This window comes from Mammaliicoccus sp. P-M59, from assembly GCF_022386135.1.
Taxonomy (GTDB): Bacteria; Bacillota; Bacilli; order Staphylococcales; family Staphylococcaceae; genus Mammaliicoccus; species Mammaliicoccus sciuri_A.
In genome coordinates, this window is the sequence record NZ_JAJNJJ010000001.1 from 1,038,470 (window position 1) to 1,060,403 (window position 21,934).

Below are 21,934 nucleotides of genomic sequence, written 5' to 3' on the forward strand. Positions count from 1 at the left end.
AATCACCTACCTATAAATAAACGGGAATATAAATTCAGCAGTTGGCTCAGTTATATCCGTTCCGATTATTTCAATATCGTTATATCCAGGTGCTAGTGTTAACCATTCGTGATTCGTATCTATGCCGACTCGTTTACCATTAATAGTTGGATATATACCATTGATAATGATTTGTTGATTTGATTTAATAGCTTTCTTATATTGAAATACGTCACCAGTCGTTCGATTATGCAGTTTAAAGCCATTAGGCGCATTGACATTAAGTTTTATGATTAACTTATGTCGATGTGGAAAAGGTGCAATCGTGTCAGATGAACCATTGAATATTCTAAAGCTAGTTGTATTATGCTTATACTTGATATCATCATTCACAAGTAAACCATTGCCGAACTGCCATTTGTCAGACGTTTTGCCATATTCATCTGTTTCATATAGTGATTCGGAATAGCCTTTGTATACCTTTAAGCTAACTTCAAATTCAATAAAAGGTATTTGTTCAAGATTCTGATTAATTGAGATATATTCAACAGGATACTTTACACTTGGCATTTGAGAAGATACAACAACGTACCTTTCACGTAACGCAAAGATTTCTCTTAACTTCATTTCTGCTAAATATGCGTCCGATTCATCCCAACCGTCGAAACCACATTTAACTGTAATATTAAAAGGGGCAAAGGTTAATTGCCCCGGCATTTCTCCGTCTTTTCCTGACATCGTTAAATTGTTACTTACTACCTCTGGAGAGTCCATTCTCAACTCTGAGAACATAAAACCCGGCAATAAGTCTTGTGCGTCAACAGTACCTTTTTCTGTAATTATTTTTATCCATCTGTCTTCTAGCACTATCTAGCACCTCCAATTGTATAATTAGCATTATTCAATCTATTACCTTGCAAAGTGGATACTATAAGCTCTAACTTTTTCATATCAGTACCTTGCGGTATTTGTCTAATCAACTGAATAATCGTATCCGTCTGTCTGTTAGATTTGTCGTTCAATGCTACAAGCTGTTTCAGTAATTTCTCCATCATGCTTGTATCATTATTAACTGTTACTCTAGGGTTGAATGTATCCATTCCTAAGTAATCCATGATTTGTTCTGTTAACTGAATGGCCCTTGTACGTTTCGTTAATGGTACGATTGCTTCCGCTTTATTATTCTCACTAATTTCAGCTATCTTGTGAGTAGAAGAAATGCCACCATTTGCATAAGCTGCAGCTGCTGCTCTAGGGAAACCTCCCCAACCATAAGTTCTTACAATGTATCGTAGGTCAGATATAGCTTGGTGTAAGGGGTTAGAAAAATTAGTATAACCTGGTTTTGCATTGGCTCTGAATGTTGGTTCTATCATTTGGAACATACCTTTAGAAGGTGTACCTCTTTGAGCGTTACTATCCCAATTATTAACTGCTTTAGGGTCAAAGTTAGATTCACGCTTAGCAAGTTTCATCATATGTTCTGTAATAGCAGGTGATTTATAGCGTCCACCTAATATATTTTGAGCTTGCTTAATAATTTTTCTAGCATAAGCTGCACCACTTCCACCTATAACACCATTTTTCAATGATCGTAGCCATTTCTCTGGGTTAATAGCAGTATCATTCCCTGCATGACTTCCACGCATAAGTTGGAAATGTAGGTGACCTGAACCTGCTGTATAATTACCTGAGTTACCAGATAAAGCAATCTTTTGACCAGCTTTTACCATTTGTCCGTTTTTAGCAAGTTGTTTTGATAAATGCATGTACCAGTTCCATTCGTTAGCACCTGTTTTAATTTCAACAGAGTGTCCTCCACCGAAATCATCGAATACCCGTGCCTTACCGCCTTTTACCGCATACACAGGAGTACCTGGTGTCATTCCAAAGTCCATACCGTAATGCTTACCACCATTAAATGCTAAACCACCAGTATAACTACCAAATCTTTGCCATACGTTATCCCATGGTAACCAAGACGCATCTCCGCCTCCACCGCCAAAGTCTTCGAACATTTCTTTGACTTTATTTACTAAACCAGATGTTAATTTTTTATACGCTGCGCGAACTAATGTTCCTGTAAAAGCTGGAATGTTATCGAAATTAACGCCCATTTTTTTCATAACTGCATTTACAAGTTCTTTCGGCTTTTCTGCCCATTCCATTACTTCGCCAATACCTTTACCCAGATTAGAAACACCAGACTTTACATTTTCCTCAACCGTTTCCATAGCGTTTTCAGCTTTTTTAGTTATACCGTGTTTAGCTTCACTAACTTTAACGCCAAACTTTCCTGAAGCGCTACCTAAAGCGCTACCAAATGCACCAAATATCCTTTCATCCAATCGTTTTTTAGGTGTACCTGTACTAAATCTAGGTAATAAACCTAGTTGATCTAACTGTTGTGTTACACCGCCACTATGAACTTTATCGCCTTGATTAAGTAAAACAGGTACATCTTTACCTTTTGGCATGTACATCGAACCATCTTTACGTTCAATGATTTCTTGAGTGAAACCACCCGTGCCATTACCTGGACCTTTATCGTTCACGATTGCCATTGTAGCTTGTTTAAGTCCACCTTCTGAATCAGTTGCAACACTAGAACTCGTAGTACCCGTTGATAGTTTTCTACCAATTGTACCTGCGCTTTGGATAGGGTCTATCGATTCAATAAGACTTTCACCTGTAATTGCAGTCGAGATTTTATTGATCCCGTTAATCATTCTATTCAGACCGGTAATCGCATTATTAGCAACTTTAATTCCTAAATCTGCCGCTGCTCTACCCATATCTGAACCTATATTTCTGATGTACTTCAATGTTCTATCTAACCATGATTTAAAACCTTTATATGTCGATTTCGCTTTACTCCATCCATGACTAGAAATACTATTAAAGTTCTTCCTAGCACTACCCCACATATCTGTAAAATTAGATTTTGCATTTTTATATGTGTTTCCAAACCATTTAGATGCTGATTTGTAAGTGGCTTTTGTTTTTTCTCCAACTTTACTGGCTGTCCAAGTGAACTTGTCTTTACCTTGTTTCCAAACACCAGTGAACTTGTCTTTTGTAACTGAATAAGTTTTTCCAAACCATTTAGATGTTGAGTTGTAGGCAGACTTCGTTTTATCTCCAACTTTTTTGGCCGTTTTATCGAAATTAGATTTTCCCTGTGTCCAAACGCCAGTAAATTTATTTTTTGCAGTAATGTATGTTTTGCCTAGCCATTTACCTGCATCTTTAGAAACCGACTTAAATTTACTTTGTGCAGTACCTGCAGTTTTAGTTAACCATTTAGTCGCACCTTTAGATGTTTTCAAGAAACTACCGACTGCCGTTCCCATCATTCTAGATGCATGTTTACCTACTTTGTTTCTTGTTTTTTCCCAAGAAGATAATACATGACCATTTTGGGAATCTATGTTAGTCTTAACACCTTTGTTTTGTTTCTCTGCTTCCTCTACAACTTTTTTGTGTTGTTTCTTAGCATTCTTTTCTGACTCTCTATACTTTGCTTTTGCACCTTTTATAATTTTATCCGCTTCATCTGCAGATATATTTTTAGTTACATCTCTTTGTTCTATAGCCCATTTGATGACATCGTCACGTTTTTTCTTGGCATCACCGATAGACTTGTCACGAGCTTTAGCACTTTCTTTTATTACGTTTGAAGCAGCTTTAATTGATAGTGCAGATTGGTTATTTTTCATTCTTTCTAAAATAACTTTTTGTTCTTTTTCACTCTCAGATAAAGAACCTGTGACTTGTTTATCTAATTTTGTTTGAAGACTAATAATTTTTTGATTTTCTGCTTCAGTTAATACTCGTTTTTCATCTTTGGCTTTCTTATAAATATCTTGTATCTGTTGATTGATTTTAACAGTATTGTCGAGTTCTTTTTGATTAGACTTTTTAGTCTTCTCTAATATTTCTAACTCTCTCTTGTTACTTAAAGCATCAGAATCTTTAAACAGTTTAGTGAGTGTTCCGATTTCTTTTTGATGTCGCTCTTTTAATTTACTTTCAACTTCTTTATTAATTTGAGAATACAATTCAGAAACGGTTTTAAATTGATCGTTACCAATAACTTGATGACTTATTCTAATTTCTTCTAACTTAACTCTTGCCTTCTCAGACAAATCTGTATATTTACTTAAAGCTTTTTTAGTGCCTTTAGAAACTCCTTCACCATAAATATCTACAGTGTCAGATGATTTGCTAACTGCGTCATCTAATTTACCAAAATAAACTTTTGCTAATTGCATATAAGGGCTTAACTCTAATAATTTTGTCCCAAAATCTTTTGTCGCACTTCCTGCTTTTTTAAACCAATCTCCTGTCGACTTAATCCAAGACCAATCAAAGCTGTCTCCTATTTGCTTAAACAATGTACCTAAGTTCTGTACACCATCTCTAAACCAATCTATGTTCTTATATGCATATGTGAGAACGCCTGCAACTGCTGTTATAGCAAGTCCAAATACACCTAAACCTTTTACACCCGTTTTTAAAACAGTAGTTAGCTTGCCAGTATTTTTACCTGTAAGACTTATCATGTTAGTGAGTCGCGTTAAGCCTTTTGCATTTTTAGAGTTTGTCGTCATCATAGCAGTACCTGCAGCTGAATGTGCAGTTGCGTTAACTCCAGCTTCAATACTGTTTTTGGCCATAACTCTGTTAAGTCCTGCATATCCTTTCATTGCTGAACCAATACCACGGATTAATAAACCTGTAGCAAGTAAAACAGGTCCAGTAGCAGCAGCAATTAATCCGAGACCTATACTAACTGATTTCATAGGTTTAGGTAACTTTTGAAAACTTTCAGTCCATCTACCTAATGTTTTAGTGATTCCAACAACTGTCGGTGCTATATGATTTCCAATATCAATTCCTAAAGCAACTAATTGATTTTTGAATACTTGTATTTGAGAAGCCATAGTTTTATATCGCTGATTAGCCTCTTTCTCTAACGCTTTATTTTCTTTCCATGCTTTACCGGAAGTTTTAACAGATTGACCTAACAACTTATGGTTGTTTGCCATACGTAATATTGTGTCAGATTCACGAATACCTTTAATCCCCAAATCTGCTAGTATCTCAGAAAGGTTTTTCCCTTCCTTTTTAGATTCGGATAAACCACCAATAAATGTATCTAAAGCTTTTATAGGATCGTTTTCCCACTGTTCTTTAAATTCCTTAGCAGATACACCACTTGCATCTGAAAAGGCTTTGATTTCTTTACCACCTTTGCCAACTGCTTTGTCTATCTTTTTAAGGACAGTTGTCATCGCTGTACCACCGGCCTCTGCCTCTATACCTAATGAAGACATAGTAGCAGCTAAAGCAGTGATATCTGATTCAGACATGTTCACAAGTTTACCTTGTGCAGCTATACGCATAGACATACTCATGATTTCTGATTCAGTCGTAGCAGTCGTATTACCTAAAGCAACGATACTAGAGCCTAATCTGTCGAATGATTTTTGTGGCATATCTACAATGTTTGCGAATCTTGCGAATTCAGTTGCAGCTTGTTCTCTTGTTAAGTTGGTTGATTCTCCTAAGTCAATAACTGTTTTTGTAAAATCTAAAATAGCAGATTTTTTAATACCTAATTGACCTGCGCTTTCAGCAACTGCAGCAATATCAGTTGTAGCAACTGGTAGTTTTTTAGACATATTCACAATATCATTAGACATCTTTTTGTATTCAGATGCAGATAAATCAACTGTTTTATTAACACCTGCCATAGCGCTATCAAAGTCAATAACAGCTTTAGTAGAAGCACCTAGAGCTCCAACCACAGGAGTTGTAACATACATTGACATATTACGTCCTATAGACTGCATGCCCATACCAAATCTGCCAAATGAATCACTCATTTTATCAAATTTCTCTGCAGTTTTGGTAAAACTACTATTTGCTAAAGCCTGCTCACGGTTAAACAACTTCATTTCTTTTGATGTTTTTTCAATCGCTCTTTCAAGATTATTTAGTGATGTTTTTTCACTATTAATTTTTTTAATTGCTTCAGCTTGATTTTTAGTATAATCTTGAATTTCTTTGTTTAACTTCTTATGTTGCGTTTGTGACTGCTTTAGTTCTTGTTCTGTCTTTTTGTAAGAAGTTGTGATTTTATCATTAGACTTCGATAAAACATTATTCTCATTTTTCAACTTCTTAACTTGCTGTTCTTCTTCTTTATATCTTTGTACAAGTTCTTTATGTTTTTGACTCTGCTTTTGAGTTGCAGCACTTGCTCTTTTAAGCTGTGCGCTTGTTGCTTCTCCTGAGTTCTTTAAATCTTTTTCTGCTTGTCTTAATTCCTTAAGTCTTTGATAAGCTTTGTCTCTTTGTGTATTTGTTCTCTTATACTGAGATTCAGCTTTCTTTAATTCAGCATTAGAAGATTTTAAGGCATCATTAGATTTCTTTAAAGCGTCATCGTTCTTTTTATGTTCATTGGTTAATTTAGAAAGTTCACTTTCAACTTTTTTTACTTCTGTACCTGCTTTTTTGTAACTGTTATTCAAGTCTTCTAATTCTTGTTTAGCTTGTTCGTGCATTTTCTTTTGAACAGTTAACTTATTGTTTAATCCTTCTAATCTTGTTTCGTATTGCTTCATAGATCGTTCGGATTTATCAAAAGCAGATAGGTTAGCTTTCATTTCGCTATTGACCACGCCAAGTTGTCTCTTAAGACCTTTCATACCTTCTTGAACACCTAAAGCGTCTAGTGTCATTTCTAAAGTTATACCCTGAAGTTTTTCGTTAGACATTTAACTCCTCCTTTCTATCCACCAAAGAAAGCTTTCAGACCGTTACCGGTTATAACTTCACCCTGTTTAGGCTGTGTTTCTTTTTCTGGACTTTTCTCTGATTCGTTTGTGGAGTTCAACATTTTCAATAAAAGTAAGTAGGGTTGATTGTTTGTTGTTTTAAAATCCCAACCATACTTATCTGCACAAATATGTCTGATTTTATCGAAGTTCGATAAAGCTTCTTTTATTGTTATTGTTCCTCGCTCTTTCCCACTTCTTCTGATTCATCTTCGTTATCTTCTTCGTCTTCTCCAGAGATTTCACGAAATATGTCCTCTGAAATTTTGTTATAAAGTTTAGTACTCATGTTTTCTAAAATATCTTTTTCAGTTAATCCTTGATCAGCAAATAGACTTACAAAGTATTCACGTTCTAGTTGTCTTATTTTCTTTGCGTCAACAACTTGGTTAAAGTTTTGTTGAACCAATTGAATATAGAATTCAGTGTTATCAAAATCTGTACCATATTCCTTTTCAACTATTGCGATAGCTTTTTTTCTCGCTTTTTCGCTTTCTTGCTTTTGTTTCTCTTGTAATTCATAAAATTTTTCTGCTTCAATTAAGCTAATATCTTCTTTCTCATAAGCTTCTTTCTTACCAGTTTCACGGTTTTTAATTTCAAATTTAATCATGTGTATGCCTCCGATATTTTGTTTTTTTTATTTAAATGGGCTTTTAAATCCTTCGTTAATTTCTTTTAAGATTCTTTTTTTCAAGTCCTTTTCCTCAAAATAAGAAACTCTAAATTGATATCCGCTGCCTTCTATTTTTTCGGCAATAGTAGACCAATCAAAGTTAATGTCTTTAATATTTTTTATATTCTTACCTTTATAAATTATTGTTGGGACATCGTTAATTTCTTTAACTTTAATAACTAAGATATCTTTTTTAATAATTTGTTTTAGCTTGTTAAAAATACTTTTCACATCTCTCACAACCTTTTGTTTTTTATTTGCGCAAATAAAAAAGAAGGCAGTTGTTCACTGCCCTCTATTGTTTAGTTTTCTTTCTCTTCGATTCTTTAGTTTTAAATGTTGGTACTGATTGCTTTTTAGACTCTCCATGTTCATTGACTAATACAATATGGAAAGTACCTTCGACGTATTCAGTGCCAGGCTCTAAGTTATTAATAGTGATTTTAGTTTTACCAACTTCACTTTTAACCATTTCGCCTACAACTTCATCACCTTTGTAAACTTTAAAAGTTTCGGACATATCATTCATCCTTTCTTCCCCTATTCCGCCTCAATGACTGCCGAAGTTGTTCGTGCTGTCACTTCGACGTTTTGGGGGTTATTAGGGCGAACCTTCTTCTGTTTCGCCATCTTCTGTTTCAAGTCCTTCAAATACTTTATTGAAGAAATCGTCTGCACCTTCTGTACCTTCATGGAAACCAATAGTACGAGATTTCCCGTCAATTGTACGTCCCATCCAGTCACCAGCAAGTTTTAATGGTTCAGGCGCTTCGATTTTTTCTTCAGTCGTTTTCATTTCGATTGACTCTAATCCTAAAGTACCTTTAGTTAAAGCACAGTAAATTGGCTCTCCAGTAACTGGATTCTCAGATTCACCAATCATTGCAACGTAAGGTGCGCGTGTGTCGTCTCCAACCCATGATGTTTTACCTTCAGATTCTCTACCTAATACAGTATTTAAATCTTCAGTAGGAACATTGAATAAATCCATATCAGATTTAACTTCATCTGTACCTTGTCGTTTTTGCCAAACTGTTTTATTAGACGCACGGAATTTCACTGATTCAGGGTTTAAACCTGAAATATTAAGGTTAACCGTACCTCCGTTTTCATCTTTCCATTCTAATCTTTTTTCTACTTTTTTACCGTCTGCATCGAATACACCAACTAAAATACGTTTAAATCCGAATGTTTGCATAGTTTATTTCCTCCTTGGAATTAAAAAAGAACACGTTATTCGACGTGTCCTCCTTTGTAATATTGATTTTTTGGTATGCCTATATACTTTCTTGCGAGTACATATCTTTTTGTATCTTCAAATGGTTCATCAAATTCTGTACCATTTTGTTTAAATCCATTTGTCCATAATATGTTTCTAATACGATTAGCAATATCAAGCGATGTTTGGTGTTTGTATGACTCAACATCTATCTGCACAAAAAAAGTCTCAGACAAATATTTATCCGAAACAAAAGTACTAGGTTCTCCATCGATTGGTGTGATCGTTATGAAAGGTTTTGAGGTATCTGTGTTTGCACCAACTTTATAGAAATGAATTCTATTATCAACTTCTGCTTGTATACGTTCATCATTGAGTAGCAATTCTTTTAAATACATTAATATATTCATATTAGATTCTTCCTTATCTCATCTTTTATGATATTTCTATATACTCTTTCTGAGTTTTTCAGTGTTTTTGCAATCACTGCATAACCTCTAGGATGTTGTTTAGTTCCGTTACGCGTATAGCCCCATTCATTTAAATGAATAAGTCTGTAACGGTCCATAGGTCCTTCCCAATACACTTTTATACCTCGCACACCTTGTATCATCATAGGTTCTGATAATTGGATTTCATCTTTCGAAGCACCTGTATCTTTAAATGTTTCAAATGCAGAACTTAATTCTTTTTCAAAATAAGCACCTGCTTTTTTCAATGCTTGGTCATTAACTCTTTTTGTATTTTCGACGCCAAACTTTTTCTCAAGTTGATTAACAAGTTGTTGTACACCTTTTATCTCGACGGTCATGGTCTATTACCTAAAACGATTGTGACTTGTCCTTTTTCCGGTTTATTTAGTCTGAACTCTAAAATGTCATACCGTTTATGTTCTAACCTAAAGTCGTCTACTTCAACAACATGATTGGTACGTGGCGTATAGTCTTCTAAAGGGTCTGGTATAACAATCGTCATACCTGTTTTAGATGAACTTACATTTAGTATTTCCCAATCTTTAGCAGATAGATTATACATTTCAGCTAGGCAATAATAGAGTTTTCTTTCTTCAATCTCATCCGGATATGGACTTGTATCTTTATACTCATAAAAATTAACAGGTGTATTATAGTCTCCAGAAACTGTTTTTTTAATTTTGAAGTTTATCGGATTCATCTATACCACCTGCCATTATCTTATTGAGTAATCCGAAATCGCTAATCATCGTTGAGAAGTTATCATCGAAAAATTCCAGTTGATCATTGTTCATGTACCTTGTTCTTTCAAACACCAATTCTTTTCCTAATATACTTTCGTCAATTTCAAATGCGCCACAAATATTTTGTATTGCTAAATATGACGAATTCAAGTTGCGTTTGAACTTATCATCTTGTGATTTATGAAAGATATTCATGTCTTCTTTAAATTCTTGTACATGTTTATCAGTTATCATTTAATCAACCCCCTATTCTGCAGAGATAATTGCCGACTTAGCGTTAGCGATTACCTCAACCTTTTGGGGTCCATTAGGGAGTATCTTCGCCTTTATCAATTGCTAAATCGTAGACTGCTGCAACTTTATTATCTTTTGCTTTACCATATGCAAATTGTTTCGCAGTATATAAATCCATATCCTCAATTGCTAACGTTTGGTCGAATTTTTGAATGTTAATTCCGCCACCTAAATAACCATCATAGCGACCTTTAACATAAGTTAAGACTTTATCTGCAGGTTGCGCGATAGATTCGATGATATTTAAGTTATAAGGTAAGGCTGTTACATACACTCCATTTGCATTTAAATGCGTATATTGTGCTTGGATTTCAAATGCGTCAGACGGATTGACAACCATTGACACATTTCCTTTAACCTGAACTGATTTACCTTTTTCATCTGTTGAGTGGAATTTAAATACTTTTGTTAATTCAAGAACAGTTGTACGTGGGTCCTTAAACGTTAAAGTACCTTCTGATTCTTTTTCTGGATATTCCCCACCAGTTACTGATACGCCTTCTTGTACTTGACGGTTTAATCCGATAGGTTGGTCTTTACCAGTACCATTTAAGAACGCCGCTTCTAATGCAACTGCAAAAGCTTCTTCAATTTGTAAACGAACAAATCTTTCAATCCATGCAGGTCCGAAGTCTTTTAAATCTTTAGGTAATACAACAAACGCTGTAAGTTTGTTAGAAATTGCAGTTTCTTCGCTGAACGCTGCATCTAATTGACCTTTAATTTCACCAAAGATTTTACCCCATACTGCAACGCCTGATGTTTCTGATTTTAAGAACTTAAGACGTAATCCAGCATTTTTAATTCCTAAATCAGCAAGTAAAGGATGTTGAGTTGTTAAATCTTCAAAGATACGGTCAATCGTTTCTTCTGGTAATAATTTTTCTTCTTTATAACCGACCTCAGTATTGATTTCATTGAAGAATTTTCGTTGTTGAGCAGTTAATTTACTGTCTTGTGTTGGTAATGAAGCAACCGCTTCTGCTTCTTGTTTTGCTTGTTTTCTAGCTTCTTCAAATAGTTCATTGATCATACCGCCATATAATTCGGCTTGTACTTCTTCTGTTTCACCATTTTGAATGGCATTTAAAAATTCTTGACGAGCTGTCTTGAAGTCGTCTGATAATTTAATAGTCATATTCTATGACCCTCCTTAATTTTTTGTATTAAAAAAAGAACCTAGTAGACTGTTTTTTGGATTGGGTGTTACTAATCCTGCCCTCAACATCTTTAGGTCCTTTTTCTTCTAATTTTTCTAAAACTTTGTTTGCAATTGCGTCTACATCGATTTTGATTTCTGGTGTCTTGCTCATCAAAGCTGAAACTTTATTCATTGCTTCAGTTGAAAGCATTTGTCCAGAATTAGCAACTAACTTAGGTACGTTTTCGCCGAACATCTTTGTATCAGCAAATCCTAAATCAACTGCATCTTGAGCGTTTAACCATGTTTCTGCGTTCATTAAATCTAAAATTTCTTGTTCGCTCTTACCTGTTTTTTCGATATAGGCATTTGCGATACCACGGTTGACACCGTTAAGCATCTTAGATGCTGACGCCATTTCTCTGTCGTCTCCCATTGCAATGGTGCTTGCGTTATGGATCATCATTTGAGCAGTTGGACTCATCTCGATTGTTTGACCTGCCATTGCAATGACTGAAGCTGCGCTTGCTGCAACACCTACAACTTTGACATGTACATTACCTGGATAAGCTTTAAGCGTTGTATAAATCTCACTACCGGCAAAAACGTCTCCGCCACCACTATTGATGATAACTTCTACATCTTCATCATTTGAAGGTAGCGCATCAGTGATATCTTTAGGAGATGTCGCGTCCATATCTAACAAATCATAAATCCATTTGTCGTCATTAGAAATGATTGCCCCTTTGACATTAATCTTCATCTGTATCACCACCTTCCAATGTTCCTGTGTAGTTCTTAGTAACATAATATTCGTCCATACTCGGGTCGTCCGAAGGTTCTTCACCAAACATTATTAATACTTGGTTCGGTGTAAACGCATGACTCGAAATAAGTTTGTCTACCGATTCAGCGTGTTCTAATGGGTCTTTTTTGTCTATGCCGACAACTTTAATGTAACGACCATTAATCACGTCAGATTCAGTAAACAATTTCGCGTTTAATTCGTCTTCTATTTTCTTTATCAAAGGTTTGATACAGAATTTAATATAAGACTCTAACGCATTATCCATGTCTGCTAATTCCCCGTTTATGAGCGCAGGTGGAATACCTATTGCTTTCGCAACATCATCTTGTAAGGATTTCTTCAGCTTAGCCAAATCCTCGAAATTCGCAGAACCTGTTTTTGTGCTACCTGATACTTCTTGGTACTCAAATCCTTTTGTTAAAGGTGCAACTGCTACTGCATTAGTACTAAATGAACTTGTTATCTTATTAACATAGTCTTGCATTTTTTGAATTTCTTCAGAATCCATTTTCTTTGATGAATCAACGTTCACAATTCCTCTGATTTGGTTATTACGCATTTGAGCGCTTATCATGCGACCAAATATTTCTCCGTAGTCTCCAAACAGTCCGTCTACAAAAGTACTTAACTTGTTTTTGTTATACGTTAAATAGATAACTTCGCCCATTTCAAAAGACCTTTCAAACTCAAAATCTTTGACCATGACATGTGAGAACCTATCCGGATAGAGTGCGAATTCTTTTCTGTCGTAACTGTCTGCCACTAATAAATCCTTAGTGTCACTTTGTACGATTAACACTTCATTCTCATAGATAAGTTTATAAATCACTTTTTGCCAAAAATCAGATGAAGATAGATCCGTGTTTGGTCTGATGTTCAGCTTATGCCACGTTTTATCTTTAATGGATTTATTGTTGTTCATTATTCGGAATTCAGATTGTGAAATCGTTCTTGCGAGAAATTCAATATTTGTTTGTAAAGCCATGTTCTTTAAATACACTTTTGTTGTCGTATCTTGAAAAAACTCTAAATCATACATCCAACTTGCTTCTTCATGACGACCGAATATCTTTTCGAAAAAACCTGCCATTTCCTTCCCTCCTTTACTAGAAATTTATTGCGTTAAGAAAGTCTAATGAATTGTTAATATCTTCTTCCAACAACTCATCTGCACGATATAGCGCATGAATTAAAGCTTGGAATCCATCTGTCTTACGTCTCACTTCGTCTTTCTTAACGTACTCTTTGTTGCCATCAGGTTTGGTTTTGACAGCAACGTTGTTCGTATACCATCGCATAAGAGGGTTGTCGTCATATACGAGATTATGATTTGCGAACATCGTCTCTACTCGAGGTGCAAGTAATGACTGTATGGCTCTAGGGTTCTTAATGACTTCAATTTCGATATCGTATTCTTCAAACTTAGGTCTTAATAAATCCATTCTGAAGTTATCGGCTATCACCTTTTCAAGTCCATAAGTTTTTCGCATTTCATCGAACCAAAGTACAATATGCAACGGATCTATTGAAGGCTCGTCTACTATTGTCAAAAGCCCTTGTTTTTCCCATTCGTAAATAGGTGGTTTCAATTTAACGACATCTAAAAATCCTTTCCTAACGAAGGAGTGTGTTTTCCAGATATAGTCGTCGCCTTCTCTAAACAACAAACCGACTGCTGCAAAGTCTTTAATACTCGCATAGTCTAATCCGCCTATGCACTGTTTATTTTCAAGTATTGGAAACGGTCTGTTAGTTGCTAAAATATCTTCCCAAGGTGCAACTACTTTTTCTAAATCCACTTCAGGTAAGTTCATACGTTTTGTCATGAACTCTTGTCGTTTAGTTGGGCTAAAGGTCATTTCGTTGTATTGGTTCTTAACTTTTCTGAATAACCCTTTTGCATATTCACTCATAGGATTACTGAACATTGGATTGGCTTTTTCCCACATATCCGGGTCATCCACTTCGCTTGCATCATCTAACTTACAAATGAACGGGAATATCCTATCGTCTGGTGTCTCACCTTTTAATAGTGATAGTGAACGTTCTTTTAACTTGTCTAAGAAACCTTCTCTTACATATCCGTCAGTGCCGATAAAGAATTCTCTTGGATGTTTTACTTTACCTAAACCAGAACTGAATACATCTACTGTTTCACTGTCTTCGTATCTATGTACTTCATCATAAATAACGCAACCTTCACGCCCACCATCTTTAGTGCCAGCGTTAGATGTTCTAAATCGAAATCTAGATTTTGTTTCTGTATCAGTTATCACTAATTTAGTTAAATAAAACATATCTTCTAAATCATTTCGTTCAATCATGTTATACGCTTCTTCAAAAGATGTTTTTGCTTGGTCTTCTGAATTGGCTACAACCGAAATGTCGTAGTTTGGTATGCCGTGTAAATAAGATATGAAGTAATTAGACAAAGCCGTAATCAATCCGTTTTTACCGCCTCCACGTCCTAAAGTAATAAAAAACTGCTCGAAGTATAAGAAGTCTCCTTCTTTTTCGAACAGGAACACGAATGGTATTATGAATTTTTGGAATGGTTGCAATGGAAAGTACCATTTTTCAGTAAACTTTATAAAGTTCTCGATTTGCACTTCATCGAAATATAGATCATCACGACTTAATACATGTTTCTCTAAATACTTGATAAGTAATATCCGTTCTTCGTTGAGTTTGATTTTTCCTTTCTTCCACAACTGGATATACTCATCAATATATTTGTTTTTAATCACAATAAATCACGACGGGTAATGACTTCGTCTTGTTCCTTATCAAAACCAAACGACTTTTCAATCGCAAGTAATGAACCATTAATTTTATTTTTCTCTGCTACTGCAGGGTTAGCTTTCAAGAACGTTTGGGAGGCATTTACGGTTTCGACCATGGTGCCATGTTCTTTGATGTTTTCATCTAGCTTATAGAATATTTTTAGTAAGTTGATGTACCTATCAACTTTTTCAAGTTGTACAGGATTATCTTTTTCAATATTCGCCAATAGATACTTTTTAAGTTGTCTTTCGTTCTTCATATATACCCCCCTAACGTATTTTTATTTTAGAAAAATCTGCTGGATAGCTATACCCTCCACCGGTTCCCTGTCGAGTTTCCAAATGAAAACTTTTTGGGGTGGGGGTATAAATAGATTGCAAACAATTTAATATTTAAATATTTTATATTTTTGATTACCAATTTTCATCTTTCCATTTCGATTCACGATGTTTGAAATTAGATTTAAAATTTCTATCATGTATCTTGTTATGGCACTCAACACATAACGTTTCAAGATTGTCTTCGTCTAAGGCAAGTTCAGGATAATCTTTTAACTCTTTTATATGATGGACAACAAGTTTAATCTTCTTCCTGTCGTTCTTATTCTTCTCATATATATCGAGTGATACCTTGCCTTGTCTTTTACATTCTTGACATTCATAGTTATTCTTTTCTTTTATGTAGCTTCTCATGTTGCGCCACTTCATACCGTTATAGAACTCTCTACACTCTTGCTCTGTTAACACTTACATCTACCACCTTATGAGTTAGGCTCATCAGTCCAGATATGTTATACACATAACGGATCACTATCCTCTCAGCTTCAATAAGCAAAACAAAAGGACCATACTCGATTGAGTACAGTCCATGATTGACTATAGATATATGATTACTTGTATATAAAGGAGATGATTGAGTATGACTAATTGTTATCTATAATCTTTCTACACTATCATAATAACACCTTGACACACCTCAAAAGTCTCATAATAGTCTCATTCTTAATGCTCGATACCTAATTCATCTGCTAACTTAATAATGATTCCCTTCTTGATTCTAAAGAAGTGACTACGACTAATGTGTAACTTATCAATGATACCTGCTACTGTTAATAGTCTTGGCTTCTTGAAGTAGTACATTGACATCAGGTCACGTTCTAACTGATTACCTTCTTCGTATACCTTCTCTATTGCTATTGTCACACGTTGAAGATGTTCAATACGTTTGTCATTAACTAACCTTGTTGCTGTTAGTTCTGTTGTACTTACATTGTTGTTACTTCTACCACCTCCAATGTTCTCATCTTGTGGTTGCCATGGTGTTCTTATCTCTTCTCTTAATTCTTTCATCCTTTTACGAGTATGATCATAATTATATAACTCTTCTTCTAAGTATTTAATCGTACTATTTCTCATTAAACCATAACCCCTTCCATCTCTATCTCTTTCATACGTGCATCTATTGCTTTAAGTAAAGCTTCCTGTCCTTCTTCTTTACCTTGCAATACTTCATACACTCTCTGGTCTATTGATTGTTCTGTTAGTATATGATGAATGACTGTTGTGTGTTCTTGTCCTTGTCTATACAATCTAGCGTTAGCTTGTTGGTATAACTCTAATGACCATGTCAATCCATACCATGCTATGATGTGTCCTCCATCTTGTAGGTTAAGACCATGACCTGCACTCGCTGGATGTACTAACAACATTGGTATATCTCCATTGTTCCAATGATAGATTGCATGTTCATCATCTAAGGTTTTAGCTTCTTTAAACGCTTCAAGTAATCTTGTCTTATCATGCTTGAAGTTATAGAAGACTAATATTGGTGAGCCTTGTGCTTCTTCTACAATATCTTTTAGCATTTCAATCTTACGATCATGTATATGTTGTACACCTTTGTTGTCGTTATAACTTGCACCGTTAGAAAGTTGTAATAGCTTTTGACTTAATGACGCACCATTCAATGCGACAATGTCTCCTTCAGTAAATTCTAATATCATCTCTTTCTCTAACTTCTCATACAACTGTCTCTCTTTGCTTTCTAACTTCACTTCTTTAACTGAGTCGATTCGTTCCGGCATTTCCAAATAGTCCTGTGCTTTCATCGATACACATATATCATCAATTAAGTTATAAATGTTTTCTTCTGCTTCCGGTTTAGCTTTCCACTTAAAAACATTATTGCCTAATGACTGCGCTGGATAGAAGTATCGCTCACGATAATGTGAATAGGCTTTGCCTAATCTTTCTCCAGAATCAATTAAATATATCTGACTCCATAAGTCTAATAGTGAATTAGGTGCTGGCGTTCCAGTTAGTCCTACGAATCTGTCAACAAGTGGCATCTTCTTTTTGAGTTCTTTGAATCGGACGCTACTCGAATTCTTAAAGCTTGATAACTCATCTATCACAACCATATCAAATGGCCATGTTCGTCTACCTGTATACTCGTCACATAACCATTTAACATTTTCACGATTGATCACATAGATGTCCGCTTCTTTCACTAATGCTTTTCTTCGTTGTTTCACATTGCCTAACACTTTAGAAATTCTTAAGTGATTAAGATGTTTCCACTTCGATGTCTCTCTTGTCCATGTGTCCTCTGCTACACGTTTAGGTGCAATCACTAACACGCGTTCAACTTCTAAATGGTCATACATGAGTTCGTTAATCGCTGTTAATGTTGAGACCGTCTTTCCTAATCCCATATCTAAGAAGAGACCATATTTTTTATTATCAATGATTTTCTGTATCGCATAATCTTGATAGGCATGTGGTACAAAATCTATTGCCATTCAATCACCTCTTCTATAAATTTATCGACTGCATGTTTTGAATTTAAAATATAAACATGATGATCAATCTCTTTAAATTTTTTGTGTATATATTTTTGAGTTGAACTTGTTTTACCTTTTTGCGTTTTCAACTCTACTAAATAAGTTTTGCCTCCTGGCATTAAAATAATTCTGTCTGGCACTCCTTTTGTTCCAGGTGCTACCCATTTCAAACAAAAACCGTTATAACGTTCAATGTTCGTTTTTAGGTGGTTTTCGATACTTTTTTCACTTTCCATAATTTCACCCCTAAAAATATTAGGGTGTTCAAAGTGTTCGTAATTTCTTGAGTTTCTCTTAGTATATTGCCGTAGGGAGAATAGGCAGTTCATATATACCCCTCTGCCTCCCTAATCAATATATTTTATACTTTTATAAAATTTATGAACACCTTAAACACCTTTGCCTTTCGTCCCTACTCTCCCAATGGATTGAGTGGTGTTCGTAACTAATAACTTTGAACACTTTTACGAACACCACGAACACCTTACAATTTTTGGGAACGAACACCCTGAACACCTTTTTTCACATTACGAACACCCTAAATCAGGTCATATTCTCTCGTAAATGCCTTCTGCGCACCATAGTAATTCCCGAACTTTAGGCGTGATGTTTTGTTACCATCGTACGGTTTCCAATCTTTTTGTTTTTTCAGTATGGCGTTTATTTCACGCTGTTCCATACGTGGGAATCTGTTCTTATCATTACCTAAACACTCGCACCAAACTTCTAAAGCACACACTCTATCACGCTCTACAAGTTCATCTGACACATCACCAATCACGTCAAATTCTTCGTCACTTAAGAACGTTCTACGTGATCCAATGTCCATTTCCGCCCAATTCTTAGGTATCTTAGTATCAAGGTACTCTCGTATCACACCTTCATAAGGCGACTCTTCTGTATGTGCTGCTTGTATCTCATTCATCTCTTTTTCAAGTGATTTCTCTAAGAATAAAGGTTCGCCTGCTTCATAATAATGCTTAGCTTCTGCCCATAACTGATTGATTTCTTCTTTGTTCAATTTGGACCAATGTGTACTAGCTTGTTCTGGTCTAACGGTAATTGGCCAGAATCTACGACCACCTGTATCATCCCTTAAAAAGTCTATCTTGTTCGTTGTACCAAAGAATACACACTGTCTAGGAAAGTCCTCTTTGTGTCTACCATATGCCACACGGAACGAATCAACTTGTTTAGATATGAAGTGTTTAATACTTTCAACTTCTGCTTTTTTAGTTGCTGCAAGTTCACCCATTTCTATTATCCAAGCACCTTGCAATGCTTCATAAGACTCTTTTCCTGTAACACTTGTCACGCTATCAGAGAACCATTCTCCGCCCATACGTGCAATTAGCGCTGATTTACCGACACCTTGTGGACCATATAACGTCAACATGTAGTCGTATTTAACACCTGGCTCGTACACTCTTGCTATTGCAGCAGTAAAGGACTTACGTGTGACCGCTCTATTAATATCGTTATCATCTGAACCAAGATATCTATGGAATAACGTATCTAAGCGTTCAACGCCGTCCCATTCTAGTGGATCTAAATAATCACGTATTGGATGGAAACTATTCATCTGACTAACATTTCGAATCGCGTCATCTGTTTTAATCTTGTTGTAAACATCATAGTAACGTTCGATATAGTTACGAAGACCACTATCATCATTATCTGTCCAATTACCTGGCTTTTTATCACGTCTCCATGGTGTTTGACCCATAATCGTAAGACGTCCGTTGAAGTCGTTCATTGCGATTTTACCTTTTAAATGTGGGTCGTTATTCATAATTAACATGATATTCGGTACAGTTACTTCAATTGCACCTTCTTTGGTTAATGTTAGTTTAGAACTCCACTTCTTGTCTGTAGTGTCTGACGCCGTCTCATCTGTTTCAATAAAGTCGAAATCATCTTGTGCTGTTGTGATTTTTTCTTCTATAATAAATGCTTTAACATGATCATCTTGTTGTGCAAGTTGCTTCATACTTTTATATGAAGGTAATCGGTTAACAGGTGTATCAGCTTTAGCGTCTTCATCTTGTGCGCCGAACTTGTGTATACGTAGTAAGTCGAAACTGTTTACGAGTTTACTACTCACAGGGTCTGTACCATGATGTGAATAAGCGAACTTACCGTCATCATAAAGTACTAATCCACCTGCAGCCGAACCATCTAAATAGGTGTATCGGTTATCGTCGAATTTCTCGTATATATCACTTAAGAACTCACTAATCACATCATGAATGTCATAAGCCTTACAAAACGCACCGACGATACCTGGCTTGTCATGTGGGTCGCCTTGTTTATCTGCCATACGTTTATATGACTGTTCACGTCTTGAAGACGTTGGCCATTCTAAAGGGTCGCGCCAATTGTGATATTCAGCTAACACATCATCAGGGTTTAAGAACTCAGCATCTTGATAGTTGAAATAGAACTCTGCATCATCTGAAGTTGATGGCCAGTACATTAAACGATGTGGTTGATAAGTGGTATCATCGAAGTAATCTATACCAATTGACTCTGCCACTTTCATACTCACTGCTGCATACTCTTCTGAATCAACATGACGTTTAAGTGGTATCACTAATCGTATTCTTGGTTTCTCAGGTCTATGTTTATGTGTTGAATAAACACAATAGGCGTAATCGAATAACATGCTAATCACATCGTCCATATCTTCAACACCGTAGTCGATATCAAGTGTTAACATGGAACGGTTCATCACGCTATCGGCTTTACGTCTGCCACCTTTTAAGAAACCACCGACAAAGCCCCCAACGTCTTTGATTTCAGACTGTTCACTTTTAGACATTTTATTGTATTCACTAATTGATTCTTTTGTTTTAACGGTCTTAGACAACTTTTTAATGAACTCACTCCACAGCATCTCCTGGTTAACCCACTTTGTGGACATCCTGTTAGTAGCATGTGCATAAGTTATGTTGCCATCATGTGTTAAGGCTTGTACGTTCACCGCCTTATCTAAATTTGTCATGCGCTTCACTTCCTAGTTTCTTCTATATTAAATAACTACTAATTCATCATCACGATCTAAAATAATAACTTTGTAAGGAATTCCTGTTTCTTCAAATGCTTTAGATATATCTTCGATTGCTTTTAATTCAACTTTTTCGTTTGGCTTAATAAATAAAATGTTGTTTATCTTATCTAAGTAATAGGTCATTTGATATCACTCCTCGTATTTCCACTTATCAACAATATGTCCACATACGGTACATTTTTGTTCTGCTGATAATGGATAGTCATTTTCTGCAAATAAATGTCCAACGTATGTGTCAGACGCATAATAAGGTTTGCCTGGAACTTTTTTATACTCTACATCTATCTCCAAATTGTCGTTATAACATTCAATACATATTTCTGTACCACCTGCATCTTGATTCATCATTCCCTTTTGCATTTTCCACTTATTAAATGACTTCCAGTGAGCTTTTTGTGTTTCAGTTTCTTTCTGTTCTTGTTCTTCTTTATGCTTATCTATTAATGGTTGTACTTTGTTTTCTAACAATTCTACGCTTGCGTTCACATAACTTTCAGATGCAATATCATATGGCAATCTTGATTTATTCAATTTATATACGATAACGCTAGATATCAAACAAAGCACAGATGAAACTAAAGCTATGATTGGTAATATCATTTACTATCACTCCTTAACTGCATTTATTATTAGTGCAATGACTATAACTGCGAATAGTATTAATCCGAATGTCATAAAAAACTACCTATCATTAATCCGATTATTGCACCATTAACTAAACCTAATAACACCGACTTTATAACTAAGCCTTTCATATACTTAATAGTGAATTCTTGCATTTCGTCATCATGCTTTTTCATTATTTTTCTATAACCCTTATGCATATCTTCCATAATTTCATCTACTTGCTCTTGAGTGTATGTTTTCATTCAACATCTCCCCATTCCCGTGAACCATACTTCATTGTCTTTATATGCTTGTGTGTCTTCATAATAGATTGGTGCCACATAATTTTTATCATAATGCTTGTAGTAATCATCAAACTTTTTAATTTCAAACATATCACTTGTAGCACCATAATAGATTTCCCATTGCTTTGCATCTTCCACATGCCATT

At 35.4% G+C, this 21,934-nt stretch carries 24 protein-coding genes; all 24 read right to left on the reverse strand.

What is annotated here, in order from left to right:
- Positions 1 to 6: 6 nt before the first annotated feature.
- Entirely contained in the window at positions 7 to 846 is an 840-nt protein-coding gene (locus LQ617_RS05015; protein ID WP_239739732.1) for a phage tail domain-containing protein, read from the reverse strand.
- Positions 846 to 6,767 carry a phage tail tape measure protein gene (locus LQ617_RS05020; protein ID WP_239739734.1) on the reverse strand — a complete coding sequence of 1,974 codons (5,922 nt, stop codon included), beginning with the start codon at positions 6,765 to 6,767 and terminating at the stop codon, positions 846 to 848. Before LQ617_RS05020 ends, LQ617_RS05015 begins: the two co-directional genes overlap by 1 nt.
- A gap of 232 nt (positions 6,768 to 6,999) precedes the next feature.
- Positions 7,000 to 7,440 (reverse strand): hypothetical protein, encoded by a 441-nt coding sequence (locus tag LQ617_RS05025; RefSeq protein WP_103361747.1) that lies wholly within the window; start codon positions 7,438 to 7,440, stop codon positions 7,000 to 7,002.
- A 27-nt stretch (positions 7,441 to 7,467) separates the two neighbouring features.
- The gene (locus tag LQ617_RS05030) at positions 7,468 to 7,734 is read right to left on the reverse strand and encodes a hypothetical protein (protein WP_239733788.1); all 267 of its coding nucleotides are present in this window, start codon (positions 7,732 to 7,734) and stop codon (positions 7,468 to 7,470) included.
- Between the two features lie 64 nt (positions 7,735 to 7,798).
- Positions 7,799 to 8,032, reverse strand: coding sequence for a fibronectin type III domain-containing protein (locus LQ617_RS05035; protein WP_239739736.1), 234 nt, complete (start codon positions 8,030 to 8,032; stop codon positions 7,799 to 7,801).
- A 72-nt stretch (positions 8,033 to 8,104) separates the two neighbouring features.
- Positions 8,105 to 8,701 (reverse strand): phage tail protein, encoded by a 597-nt coding sequence (locus LQ617_RS05040; protein ID WP_239733790.1) that lies wholly within the window; start codon positions 8,699 to 8,701, stop codon positions 8,105 to 8,107.
- 35 nt (positions 8,702 to 8,736) lie between these two features.
- Complete coding sequence (locus LQ617_RS05045; RefSeq protein WP_103361744.1) at positions 8,737 to 9,132, reverse strand: hypothetical protein; 396 nt, start codon at positions 9,130 to 9,132, stop codon at positions 8,737 to 8,739.
- Entirely contained in the window at positions 9,129 to 9,533 is a 405-nt protein-coding gene (locus tag LQ617_RS05050; RefSeq protein WP_103361743.1) for an HK97-gp10 family putative phage morphogenesis protein, read from the reverse strand. Before LQ617_RS05050 ends, LQ617_RS05045 begins: the two co-directional genes overlap by 4 nt.
- Complete coding sequence (locus LQ617_RS05055; RefSeq protein ID WP_239704708.1) at positions 9,530 to 9,895, reverse strand: hypothetical protein; 366 nt, start codon at positions 9,893 to 9,895, stop codon at positions 9,530 to 9,532. Before LQ617_RS05055 ends, LQ617_RS05050 begins: the two co-directional genes overlap by 4 nt.
- Positions 9,870 to 10,172, reverse strand: a complete 303-nt coding sequence (locus tag LQ617_RS05060; protein WP_239704710.1) for a phage gp6-like head-tail connector protein — start codon at positions 10,170 to 10,172, stop codon at positions 9,870 to 9,872. Before LQ617_RS05060 ends, LQ617_RS05055 begins: the two co-directional genes overlap by 26 nt.
- Before the next feature lie 73 nt (positions 10,173 to 10,245).
- A complete protein-coding gene (locus tag LQ617_RS05065; RefSeq protein ID WP_239733791.1) occupies positions 10,246 to 11,370 on the reverse strand; it encodes a phage major capsid protein in 1,125 nt (374 codons plus the stop codon).
- 28 nt (positions 11,371 to 11,398) lie between these two features.
- Positions 11,399 to 12,136 carry a head maturation protease, ClpP-related gene (locus tag LQ617_RS05070; RefSeq protein WP_239733792.1) on the reverse strand — a complete coding sequence of 246 codons (738 nt, stop codon included), beginning with the start codon at positions 12,134 to 12,136 and terminating at the stop codon, positions 11,399 to 11,401.
- A complete protein-coding gene (locus LQ617_RS05075; RefSeq protein ID WP_239739739.1) occupies positions 12,126 to 13,271 on the reverse strand; it encodes a phage portal protein in 1,146 nt (381 codons plus the stop codon). The genes LQ617_RS05070 and LQ617_RS05075 overlap by 11 nt, the downstream gene beginning before the upstream one ends.
- A 16-nt stretch (positions 13,272 to 13,287) precedes the next feature.
- Positions 13,288 to 14,928 (reverse strand): terminase TerL endonuclease subunit, encoded by a 1,641-nt coding sequence (locus tag LQ617_RS05080; protein ID WP_196968092.1) that lies wholly within the window; start codon positions 14,926 to 14,928, stop codon positions 13,288 to 13,290.
- Positions 14,925 to 15,224: a P27 family phage terminase small subunit gene (locus LQ617_RS05085; RefSeq protein WP_196308072.1), complete on the reverse strand. Its 300-nt coding sequence runs from the start codon at positions 15,222 to 15,224 to the stop codon at positions 14,925 to 14,927. Before LQ617_RS05085 ends, LQ617_RS05080 begins: the two co-directional genes overlap by 4 nt.
- A 154-nt stretch (positions 15,225 to 15,378) precedes the next feature.
- Positions 15,379 to 15,657 (reverse strand): HNH endonuclease, encoded by a 279-nt coding sequence (locus LQ617_RS05090; RefSeq protein WP_239704721.1) that lies wholly within the window; start codon positions 15,655 to 15,657, stop codon positions 15,379 to 15,381.
- A 309-nt stretch (positions 15,658 to 15,966) separates the two neighbouring features.
- The gene (locus LQ617_RS05095; protein WP_058591726.1) at positions 15,967 to 16,380 is read right to left on the reverse strand and encodes a transcriptional regulator; all 414 of its coding nucleotides are present in this window, start codon (positions 16,378 to 16,380) and stop codon (positions 15,967 to 15,969) included.
- Positions 16,380 to 17,765 carry an SNF2-related protein gene (locus LQ617_RS05100; RefSeq protein ID WP_239704723.1) on the reverse strand — a complete coding sequence of 462 codons (1,386 nt, stop codon included), beginning with the start codon at positions 17,763 to 17,765 and terminating at the stop codon, positions 16,380 to 16,382. The genes LQ617_RS05095 and LQ617_RS05100 overlap by 1 nt, the downstream gene beginning before the upstream one ends.
- Positions 17,756 to 18,043, reverse strand: a complete 288-nt coding sequence (locus tag LQ617_RS05105) for a VRR-NUC domain-containing protein (RefSeq protein ID WP_239704726.1) — start codon at positions 18,041 to 18,043, stop codon at positions 17,756 to 17,758. Before LQ617_RS05105 ends, LQ617_RS05100 begins: the two co-directional genes overlap by 10 nt.
- A 302-nt stretch (positions 18,044 to 18,345) precedes the next feature.
- Positions 18,346 to 20,811: a virulence-associated E family protein gene (locus LQ617_RS05110; RefSeq protein WP_239704728.1), complete on the reverse strand. Its 2,466-nt coding sequence runs from the start codon at positions 20,809 to 20,811 to the stop codon at positions 18,346 to 18,348.
- Positions 20,812 to 20,838: 27 nt separating this feature from the next.
- Positions 20,839 to 21,000: a hypothetical protein gene (locus LQ617_RS05115; protein ID WP_239704730.1), complete on the reverse strand. Its 162-nt coding sequence runs from the start codon at positions 20,998 to 21,000 to the stop codon at positions 20,839 to 20,841.
- 6 nt (positions 21,001 to 21,006) lie between these two features.
- Positions 21,007 to 21,477 carry a hypothetical protein gene (locus LQ617_RS05120; RefSeq protein WP_239704731.1) on the reverse strand — a complete coding sequence of 157 codons (471 nt, stop codon included), beginning with the start codon at positions 21,475 to 21,477 and terminating at the stop codon, positions 21,007 to 21,009.
- 71 nt (positions 21,478 to 21,548) lie between these two features.
- Positions 21,549 to 21,746, reverse strand: a complete 198-nt coding sequence (locus LQ617_RS05125; protein ID WP_239726922.1) for a hypothetical protein — start codon at positions 21,744 to 21,746, stop codon at positions 21,549 to 21,551.
- The coding region (locus tag LQ617_RS05130; RefSeq protein WP_239739740.1) for a hypothetical protein at positions 21,747 to 21,934 on the reverse strand (188 nt) is incomplete at its 5' end.

What these genes read in the sequence shown, in the direction of transcription:
- LQ617_RS05020 (WP_239739734.1), bottom strand. Translation starts at nt 6,767, where the DNA reads ATGTCTAACGAAAAACTTCAGGGTATAACTTTAGAAATGACACTAGAC.
- LQ617_RS05025 (WP_103361747.1), bottom strand. Translation starts at nt 7,440, where the DNA reads ATGATTAAATTTGAAATTAAAAACCGTGAAACTGGTAAGAAAGAAGCT.
- LQ617_RS05035 (WP_239739736.1), bottom strand. Translation starts at nt 8,032, where the DNA reads ATGAATGATATGTCCGAAACTTTTAAAGTTTACAAAGGTGATGAAGTT.
- LQ617_RS05040 (WP_239733790.1), bottom strand. Translation starts at nt 8,701, where the DNA reads ATGCAAACATTCGGATTTAAACGTATTTTAGTTGGTGTATTCGATGCA.
- LQ617_RS05045 (WP_103361744.1), bottom strand. Translation starts at nt 9,132, where the DNA reads ATGAATATATTAATGTATTTAAAAGAATTGCTACTCAATGATGAACGT.
- LQ617_RS05050 (WP_103361743.1), bottom strand. Translation starts at nt 9,533, where the DNA reads ATGACCGTCGAGATAAAAGGTGTACAACAACTTGTTAATCAACTTGAG.
- LQ617_RS05055 (WP_239704708.1), bottom strand. Translation starts at nt 9,895, where the DNA reads ATGAATCCGATAAACTTCAAAATTAAAAAAACAGTTTCTGGAGACTAT.
- LQ617_RS05060 (WP_239704710.1), bottom strand. Translation starts at nt 10,172, where the DNA reads ATGATAACTGATAAACATGTACAAGAATTTAAAGAAGACATGAATATC.
- LQ617_RS05065 (WP_239733791.1), bottom strand. Translation starts at nt 11,370, where the DNA reads ATGACTATTAAATTATCAGACGACTTCAAGACAGCTCGTCAAGAATTT.
- LQ617_RS05070 (WP_239733792.1), bottom strand. Translation starts at nt 12,136, where the DNA reads ATGAAGATTAATGTCAAAGGGGCAATCATTTCTAATGACGACAAATGG.
- LQ617_RS05075 (WP_239739739.1), bottom strand. Translation starts at nt 13,271, where the DNA reads ATGGCAGGTTTTTTCGAAAAGATATTCGGTCGTCATGAAGAAGCAAGT.
- LQ617_RS05085 (WP_196308072.1), bottom strand. Translation starts at nt 15,224, where the DNA reads ATGAAGAACGAAAGACAACTTAAAAAGTATCTATTGGCGAATATTGAA.
- LQ617_RS05090 (WP_239704721.1), bottom strand. Translation starts at nt 15,657, where the DNA reads ATGAGAAGCTACATAAAAGAAAAGAATAACTATGAATGTCAAGAATGT.
- LQ617_RS05095 (WP_058591726.1), bottom strand. Translation starts at nt 16,380, where the DNA reads ATGAGAAATAGTACGATTAAATACTTAGAAGAAGAGTTATATAATTAT.
- LQ617_RS05100 (WP_239704723.1), bottom strand. Translation starts at nt 17,765, where the DNA reads ATGGCAATAGATTTTGTACCACATGCCTATCAAGATTATGCGATACAG.
- LQ617_RS05105 (WP_239704726.1), bottom strand. Translation starts at nt 18,043, where the DNA reads ATGGAAAGTGAAAAAAGTATCGAAAACCACCTAAAAACGAACATTGAA.
- LQ617_RS05110 (WP_239704728.1), bottom strand. Translation starts at nt 20,811, where the DNA reads ATGACAAATTTAGATAAGGCGGTGAACGTACAAGCCTTAACACATGAT.
- LQ617_RS05115 (WP_239704730.1), bottom strand. Translation starts at nt 21,000, where the DNA reads ATGACCTATTACTTAGATAAGATAAACAACATTTTATTTATTAAGCCA.
- LQ617_RS05120 (WP_239704731.1), bottom strand. Translation starts at nt 21,477, where the DNA reads ATGATATTACCAATCATAGCTTTAGTTTCATCTGTGCTTTGTTTGATA.
- LQ617_RS05125 (WP_239726922.1), bottom strand. Translation starts at nt 21,746, where the DNA reads ATGAAAACATACACTCAAGAGCAAGTAGATGAAATTATGGAAGATATG.